We start from the raw sequence: 8062 nt of genomic DNA, 5'->3' as shown, positions 1-8062 counted from the left end.
GCGCACAACGGCCGCCTCATCCAGGTGCGCGGCAACTTCGACGACTGCCTCGAGATCGCCCGTGAGCTCGCCGCACACTACCCGGTGCACCTCGTGAATTCCGTGAACCCCGATCGCATCGAGGGGCAGAAGACCGCCGCCTACGAGATCGTCGAGGTGCTCGGCGACGCGCCGGACTTCCACTTCATCCCGGTCGGCAACGCCGGCAACTACACCGCCTACTCCCGCGGCTACCGCGAAGAGGCCGAGCGCGGCGTCGCCACCCGCGTCCCGCGGATGTTCGGCTTCCAGGCCGAAGGCTCCGCTCCCTTCGTGCGCGGCGAGGTCGTCAAGAACCCCGAGACGATCGCCAGTGCGATCCGCATCGGCAACCCTGCCTCGTGGGATCTGGCCCTGGCGGCCCGCGAGGCCACCGACGGCTACTTCGGCGCCATCGACGACGACCGGATCCTCGCGGCGCAGAAGCTCCTCGCCGGCGAGGTCGGCATCTTCGTCGAGCCGGCCTCCGCGATCAGCGTCGCCGGTCTCCTCGACCGCGCCGAGGCGGGCATCATCCCCCGTGGCGCCCGTGTCGTCCTGACCGTCACCGGCCACGGCCTGAAGGACCCGCAGTGGGCCCTCCGCAACGCCGACGGCACGACGGTCGAGCCCACCGTGGTCGACGCGTCGACGTCGGATGTGGCATCCGTCCTCGGGCTGGCACCCGTGGAGGCGACCGCGTGAGCGCAGCGCCCGAATGGGCGCCCCTGGGCGCCGGTGACGGGCGATCCGTCGTGGTCCGCGTGCCTGCGACGAGCGCGAACCTCGGCCCCGGCTTCGACACGCTCGGCCTCGCGCTGAGCCTCTACGACGAGCTGCGGGTCACGGCGCTGCCGGATGACCGGCTCGAGATCGACGTCTCGGGGCAGGGCTCCGAGGACGTGCCGCGCGATGGCTCCAACCTTGTCGTCCGGTCCATCAGGTACGCCTTCGAAGCGATGGGGCGACGGATGCCCGGGCTGCGTCTCGAGGCGCGCAACGTCATCCCGCACGGCCGGGGACTCGGCTCCTCGGGCGCTGCCGTGGCATCCGGGATCCTCGCCGCGAAGGGTCTGCTCGAAGGCGATGTGGAGTTCGGACCCGACACCCTCCTCCGACTGGCGACCGAGCTCGAAGGACACCCCGACAACGTGGCGCCCGCCCTGTTCGGCGGCCTGACGATCGCGTGGGTCGACGAGGGCGGTCCGCAGCACAAGAAGCTCCTCGTGCACCGTGGCGTCTCGCCGGTGGTGTTCGTGCCCGAGTTCACGATGTCCACGAAGCTGGCGCGCAGTCTGCAGCCCCTCCACGTGCCCCGCGAGGACGCGGTCTTCAACGTCTCGCGGTCGGCCCTGCTGATCGCCGCGCTGACGCAGAGCCCCGAGCTGCTGCTCGCCGCGACCGAGGACAAGCTGCATCAGAACTACCGGGCGCAGGCGATGCCGCAGACCGACGCACTGGTGCGGGCGCTGCGCGAATCCGGGTTCGCGGCGGTCGTCTCGGGCGCCGGTCCGAGCGTGCTCGTGCTCGCGGACGGGCCGGGACGACGCCTCGAAGCCGCGTCGCTCGCGGGCACGTCGACGGACACTCCGTGGGGGGTCCTCATGCCTGCCGTCGACTTCAAGGGTGGTACAGTGAGGGAGTACACGGAGGGTTCCACGTAAGTACGTGAATCTGAGCCTCCGTCGCAATCTGCGAAACCACCGCACATCCCCCGCCTGGTTCGTTCGCTGAACGCCATGCGGTCCTGAGGTTCGCGGACAGTTCCACTGTCTTAGCCTCGGCGGCTGTGCGATCGCGTCTATCAATCCGTTTTCACAAGGGAGTACTCGTGGAGTCCATCTCCGAGATCCACATCACCGACTCGGCATCCGAAGAGCGCACCGATGCGCTCGAGGGCGCCGTCGATGTGACCACTGGCGACACCGTCGCCGAAACCACTGACGAAGCCGCTGACGCGGCCCAGCCTGAGCAGGGCGCCGAGGTCGACGCCGCTGCGCCGGCCGAGGCAGAGCCGGCCGCTGAGGTCGTCGAGGCCGAGCCGGCCGCTGAGGCCGAGGTGCAGACCGAGGCCGTCGAGGCCGCACCGGTCGAGGCTGAGGCCGAGGCTGAGGCTGTGTCCCAGCCCGCCGCCGAAGCCCCGGCGCAGGTCGAAGAGGCCCCGGCGCAGGTCGAAGAGGCCGCGGCTGCTGCCCCGGTCGAGGCCGAGCCGGTCGTCGAGGCCGAGCCGGTCGCCGCCGTGCGTGCACCGCGCAAGCGTGCGCCGCGCCGTGCGAAGAGCACCGACGTCGCGGCCGAGCCGACCGCCGTCGCCGAAGCAGTCGCGGAGGCGGCTCCGGTCGCTGAGGCCGCTTCCGTCGCCGACGCGCAGGCCGAGGCGCCCGTCGCCGAGGCTGAGGCCACGACCGACGCCGCCGACGCTCCGTCCGAGGCGCCGGCCGCCGACGCGACCACGCCCGATGAGGCATCCGTCCCCGAAGGCGACGCATCGTCCGCCGAAGAGTCGGACGCCGCCGAGGGTTCGCCCCGGTCGCGCAGCCGTTCGCGCAGCCGCAGCCGCAGTCGCGGCCAGAGCCCGCAGGGTCAGAACGGCCAGCCGCAGGGCGGCCAGAACGGTCAGCAGGGCGGTCAGGCGCAGGGTGGCCAGAACGACCAGGCCCGCGACGGCCAGAACGCCCAGGGCCAGAACGCCCAGGGCCAGAACCGTCAGAACAACCAGAACCAGAACCCGCAGAACGGCCAGGGCCAGAACGCCCAGGCCCAGCAGGCGTCGATCGACCTGGACGACGAGCCGGGTTCCGCTTCGGCCCGCAGCCGTGCGCGCAACAAGCGCCGCGGCCCGGTCGGCCCGACCGATGAGTTCGAGACCGAGATCGGCGAGGACGACGTCCTGATTCCGATCGCCGGCATCCTCGACGTGCTCGACAACTACGCGTTCGTGCGCACGACCGGCTACCTGCCCGGCACGAGCGACGTCTACGTCTCGCTCGGCCAGGTCAAGAAGTACAACCTGCGCAAGGGCGATGCGGTCGTCGGCGCCATCAAGCAGCCGCGCGAGGGCGAGCAGTCCAGCCGCCAGAAATACAACGCGCTCGTCAAGGTCGATGCGATCAACGGCCTTTCGGTCGAGGATGCCGCGACCCGCGTCGAGTTCGGCAAGCTCACGCCGCTCTACCCGCAGGAGCGCCTGCGCCTGGAGACCGCGCCGGAGAAGCTCACCCAGCGGATCATCGACCTCATCGCGCCCATCGGCAAGGGTCAGCGCGGCCTCATCGTCGCGCCCCCCAAGGCGGGCAAGACGATCGTGCTGCAGCAGATCGCGAACGCGATCGCGACCAACAACCCTGAGGTCCACCTCATGGTCGTGCTGGTCGACGAGCGCCCGGAAGAGGTCACCGACATGCAGCGCACGGTCAAGGGCGAGGTCATCGCCTCGACCTTCGATCGGCCTGCCGAGGACCACACGACCGTCGCCGAGCTCGCCATCGAGCGGGCCAAGCGCCTCGTCGAACTCGGCCGCGACGTCGTCGTGCTGCTCGACTCGATCACCCGTCTGAGCCGTGCCTACAACATCTCGGCGCCGACCTCCGGTCGCGTGCTCACCGGTGGCGTCGACGCGGCGGCGCTCTACCCGCCCAAGCGCTTCTTCGGCGCCGCGCGCAACATCGAGAACGGCGGATCGCTCACGATCATCGCGACCGCACTCGTGGAGACCGGGTCCAAGATGGACGAGGTCATCTTCGAGGAGTTCAAGGGCACCGGCAACAGCGAGCTGCGCCTCAGCCGCTCGCTCGCCGACAAGCGCATCTTCCCCGCGGTCGACGTCAACGCGTCGAGCACCCGTCGCGAAGAGATGCTGCTGTCGTCCGACGAGGTGAAGATCACCTGGAAGCTGCGTCGCGCGCTCGCCGGTCTCGACCAGCAGCAGGCGCTCGAGGTCGTCCTCGGCAAGCTCAAGGAGACCCAGTCCAACGTCGAGTTCCTCGTGCAGATGCAGAAGTCGATCCCGGCTCCGACGCACACCGGTGGCGGTCACAGCCACGGGCACGAGAACAGCATCCGCTGACCTGAGGAACCCGTGTTCGATTCCGTCAAAGCGCTGATCGACGAGCACCGCGCGGTCCAGGAGGAGCTCTCCGACCCCGCGGTGCACGCCGATGCCGCGCGCGCGAAACGCGTCAACCGGCGCTACGCCGTGCTGTCGCGGATCGTGGCGGCCAACGACGCGTGGGTCGCGGCATCCGCTGATCTCGAAGCGGCGCGCGAGTTCGCGAAAGAGGATGACGCGTTCGCCGAGGAGGTCCCTGGCCTCGAGGAGCATCTCGCCCAGGCGCAGGAGCGCCTGCGGCGACTGCTCATCCCGCGCGACCCGGACGACGCCCGCGACGTGATCATGGAGATCAAGGGCGGCGAGGGCGGCGCGGAGAGCGCCCTGTTCGCCGCGGACCTGCTGCGCATGTACGTGCAGTACGCCGCGTCGAAGGGCTGGAAGACCGAGCTGCTCGAGCGGACCGAGTCCGACCTCGGCGGCTACAAGGACGTCCAGGTCGCGATCAAGGGATCCTCCGCCGACCCCGCTCAGGGCGTGTGGGCGCACCTCAAATACGAGGGCGGCGTGCACCGTGTGCAGCGCGTCCCGGCGACCGAGTCGCAGGGGCGCATCCACACCTCGACGACCGGCGTGCTCGTCTTCCCCGAGGTCGACGAGCCCGACGAGGTCGAGATCAACCCGAACGACCTCAAGATCGATGTGTTCCGTTCATCGGGTCCTGGCGGTCAGTCCGTCAACACCACGGACTCGGCGGTGCGCATCACGCACGTGCCCACCGGGATCGTCGTGTCGATGCAGAACGAGAAGTCGCAGCTGCAGAACCGCGAGGCCGGCATGCGGGTCCTCCGCGCTCGGCTGCTCGCCAGGCAGCAGGAAGAGCTCGACGCCATCGCCTCCGACGCGCGCAAGTCGCAGATCCGCGGGATGGACCGGTCCGAGCGCATCCGCACGTACAACTTCCCGGAGAACCGCATCGCGGACCACCGCACCGGCTACAAGTCGTACAACCTCGACCAGGTCATGGACGGCGCACTGGAGCCGATCATCGCCTCGTGCATCGCGGCCGACGAAGAGGAGCGCCTCGCGGCGCTCGGCTCCGACTCCTGACCAGGCGCCGTGGCGATAGCCTGAGCGCGTGATCACGTTTCTGATCCGCGCAGCGATCTTCCTCGTCTCGGCCTTCCTTGGGCTCATCGCAGCGGACCTCATCCTGCCCGGCTTCTCCCTGCACTGGAACGATTGGTGGGGCGTCCTGCTCGCCGTGGTGATCTTCGCGGTGCTGCAGAGCGTCCTTGCGCCCTGGCTGTTCAACATCACACGACGGCACGCCAATGCGTTCCTCGGCGGAATCGGCCTCCTGTCGACCTTCGTCGCACTGCTCATCGCGGTCGTCATCCCGGCGGCCGGAATCGGCATCGACGGTCCCGTCGCGTGGATCATCGGCACGCTCGTCGTCTGGCTCGTCACGGCCCTCGCGACGTGGCTGCTTCCGCCGCTGTTCATCAAGAAGCAGGTCGCGGAGCGCCGGTCGTAGTGGCGGATGCCGCAACCGCGCGCCGCATCCGGGTGGTCGGCATCTCGGGCTCGGGAAAGTCGCGGCTCGCTGCGCAGATCGCCATGGCGACCGGGCTCGCCCGCCTCGAACTCGACGCCGTGTTCTGGGACGCGGACTGGACCTTCCGCGACCTCGATGCAGCACACGCGCTCGTCCGGGACTTCCAAGCCGCGCATGCCGAAGGCTGGGTGATCGACGGCAACTGGCTCTCCCGTCTGGACGGCATGCTGGATCCGGGCCCCGACGACGGCCCCGACCTCGTCGTATGGCTCGACCACCCGCGTCGCATCGTCATGAAGCGGATCGTGGCGCGAACGTTCCGACGCGCTGTCCTGCGCACCGAGCTGTGGCACGGCAACCGTGAGCGTCCGTCGACGTGGCTCTCGCGTGATCCGAAGACCAACATCATGCTGCTGTCGTGGAGCCACTACGCTCCCCTCCGCGAACGGATGCTCGAACGCATGGACAGCGGCTGGCCGATCGTGCGCCTCTCCGGTCAGCGCGAGGTCGACGGGTGGCTTGCGGGGCTCTCTCGGCGCTAGATGTGGTATTCGGGCGCCGTCAGCAGCGCCCGGGTGTCTTCGCCGGAGTGCCGCACGCGCGGCTTGGCCGGGATGCCGACCAGGATGCTGTCGGCCGGTGCGTCCTTGGTGACCACGGCGTTCGCACCGATCACCGACCCGGCACCGATCGTGACCGGGCCGAGCACCTTCGCGCCGGCCCCGACCGCGACCCCGTCGCCGAGTGTGGGGTGCCGCTTGCCGCCGTTGCGGGTGCGGCCGCCCAGCGTGACGCCGTGATAGAGCATGACGTCGTCGCCGACCTCGGCGGTCTCGCCGACCACGACGCCCATGCCGTGGTCGATGAAGAAGCGCCGGCCGATGGTCGCACCGGGGTGGATCTCGATTCCGGTGAGCCAGCGGGTCACCTGGGAGCCCGCGCGGGCGACGAAGCGGAAGCCGCGTGCCCACAGCGCATGCCACACCCGGTGTGCCCAGATGGCGTGCAGGCCCGGGTACAGCAGCGCGATCTCGAGCCCGCTGCGTGCCGCGGGGTCGCGGAGCTTCGCGGCGGCGAGGTCCTCGCTGATCCGCGCGTAGACGCCGAGGTGCTCGCTCGCCGAAGGGCCGGTCGGCTCGCTCATGAGGCGTCCGGCTCGGGGTCGCGCAGGTGCTCGTAGAGCGCCGTCGACAGGTAGCGCTCCCCGGCATCGGGGATGATCACGACGATCCGCTTGCCGGCCGCCTCCGGTCGGGCCGCGATCTCGAGCGCCGCCCAGACGGCCGCGCCCGCGGACATGCCGGCGAGGACGCCCTCGCGCGTGGCGAGGTCGCGCGCGACCCGGATGGCGTCATCGAACTCGACGTCGAAGATCTCGTCGACGAGCGACAGGTCGAGCACCGGGGGGATGAAGTTCGGGCCGATCCCCTGGATCCGGTGCCCGCCGGCGTGCCCTTCGGTGAGCAGCGGCGAGTCCTTCGGCTCCACCAGCACGATCTTCACGTCCGGGTTGCGCTCCTTGAGCACGCTTCCGACGCCGGTGATCGTCCCGCCGGTGCCCGAGCCGGCGACGAACCAGTCCACCTGGCCGTCGGTGTCGCGCCAGATCTCCTCGGCCGTCGTGCGCCGGTGGATCTCGGCGTTGGCGGCGCTCTCGAACTGATGCGCGAGCACCGCGCCTGGGGTCTCCGCGGCGATCCGCTCCGCCGTCTCGACGGCCTCGGTCATGCCCTTGTAGGGGTTGGTGAGCACGAGCTCCGCGCCGTACGCCTTCAGCAGCGTCCGCCGCTCCTTCGACATCGAGGCGGGCATCGTGAGGATCACCCGGTACCCGCGCGCGGCGCCGACGAGCGCCAGTGCGATGCCGGTGTTGCCGCTCGTGGACTCCACGATCGTGCCGCCGGGCTGGAGTTCGCCGGACGCCTCGGCCGCGTCCACGAGGGCGACGCCGAGACGGTCCTTGACGCTCGAACCCGGGTTGAAGAACTCGAGCTTGGCGAGCACCTCCCCTCCCAGCCCCGCGGTGACCGCGTTGAGCCGGACGAGAGGCGTATTGCCGAATGCAGAGGTGATATCCGCATGGATCCTAGGCACGGATCACCCTTTCGAAGAGAAGCGGATCAGTCGCGGAGGTCCTCGTACAGCGCGGTCGAGAGGTAGCGCTCGCCGAACGACGGGATGATCACGACGATGTTCTTGCCGGCGGCCTCTGGACGCGCTGCGACCTGAAGGGCAGCCCAGATCGCGGCACCGGAGGAGATGCCGACCAGGATGCCGTCCTGCACGCCGACGGCGCGCGCGGCGGCGATCGCGTCGGGGAATTCGACGTCGATGACCTCGTCGATGACCGTCTGATCGAGGATCTCCGGGATGAAGTTCGGCCCGATGCCCTGGATCTTGTGCGGTCCGGGGGTGCCCTTGGTCAGCAGGGGGGAGTC

General features: G+C 69.9%; 8 protein-coding genes and 1 pseudogene. 6 read left to right on the top strand and 3 right to left on the bottom strand.

Features of this window, described 5'->3' with window-relative positions:
• From AC1DVT_RS15825 to AC1DVT_RS15800, 6 genes are all read left to right on the top strand, one after another.
• Positions 1–723 (top strand): pyridoxal-phosphate dependent enzyme (locus AC1DVT_RS15825; protein ID WP_477389956.1); only part of this gene is annotated, 723 nt, incomplete at its 5' end.
• On the top strand, positions 720–1682 hold the full coding sequence (gene thrB, locus AC1DVT_RS15820; RefSeq protein WP_457101403.1) for a homoserine kinase: 963 nt from the start codon (positions 720–722) through the stop codon (positions 1680–1682). The genes AC1DVT_RS15825 and thrB, both read left to right, overlap by 4 nt.
• 167 nt (positions 1683–1849) lie before the next feature.
• Positions 1850–4084, top strand: a complete 2235-nt coding sequence (gene rho / locus AC1DVT_RS15815) for a transcription termination factor Rho (RefSeq protein WP_477389955.1) — start codon at positions 1850–1852, stop codon at positions 4082–4084.
• Positions 4085–4096: 12 nt separating this feature from the next.
• On the top strand, positions 4097–5176 hold the full coding sequence (gene prfA / locus AC1DVT_RS15810) for a peptide chain release factor 1 (protein ID WP_477389954.1): 1080 nt from the start codon (positions 4097–4099) through the stop codon (positions 5174–5176).
• Between the two features lie 28 nt (positions 5177–5204).
• Positions 5205–5603 (top strand): hypothetical protein, encoded by a 399-nt coding sequence (locus AC1DVT_RS15805; protein WP_477389953.1) that lies wholly within the window; start codon positions 5205–5207, stop codon positions 5601–5603.
• Positions 5603–6166, top strand: coding sequence for a P-loop NTPase family protein (locus tag AC1DVT_RS15800; RefSeq protein WP_477389952.1), 564 nt, complete (start codon positions 5603–5605; stop codon positions 6164–6166). The genes AC1DVT_RS15805 and AC1DVT_RS15800 overlap by 1 nt, the downstream gene beginning before the upstream one ends.
• On the opposite strand, the gene epsC is transcribed toward AC1DVT_RS15800, so the two are convergent.
• From epsC to AC1DVT_RS15785, 3 genes and pseudogenes are all read right to left on the bottom strand, one after another.
• Positions 6163–6768 (bottom strand): serine O-acetyltransferase EpsC, encoded by a 606-nt coding sequence (gene epsC / locus AC1DVT_RS15795; protein WP_477389951.1) that lies wholly within the window; start codon positions 6766–6768, stop codon positions 6163–6165. The two genes, AC1DVT_RS15800 and epsC, sit on opposite strands and share 4 nt — an antisense overlap.
• Positions 6765–7718 carry a cysteine synthase A gene (gene cysK, locus AC1DVT_RS15790; RefSeq protein ID WP_477389950.1) on the bottom strand — a complete coding sequence of 318 codons (954 nt, stop codon included), beginning with the start codon at positions 7716–7718 and terminating at the stop codon, positions 6765–6767. The genes epsC and cysK overlap by 4 nt, the downstream gene beginning before the upstream one ends.
• Before the next feature lie 26 nt (positions 7719–7744).
• A pseudogene (locus AC1DVT_RS15785) lies at positions 7745–8062 on the bottom strand (cysteine synthase A); the annotation flags it as partial.

This window comes from Microbacterium sp. P2_F9, assembly GCF_056403635.1.
Note: the sequence above shows the minus strand (reverse complement) of the source record. Positions and strands in the feature narration are given on the sequence as shown.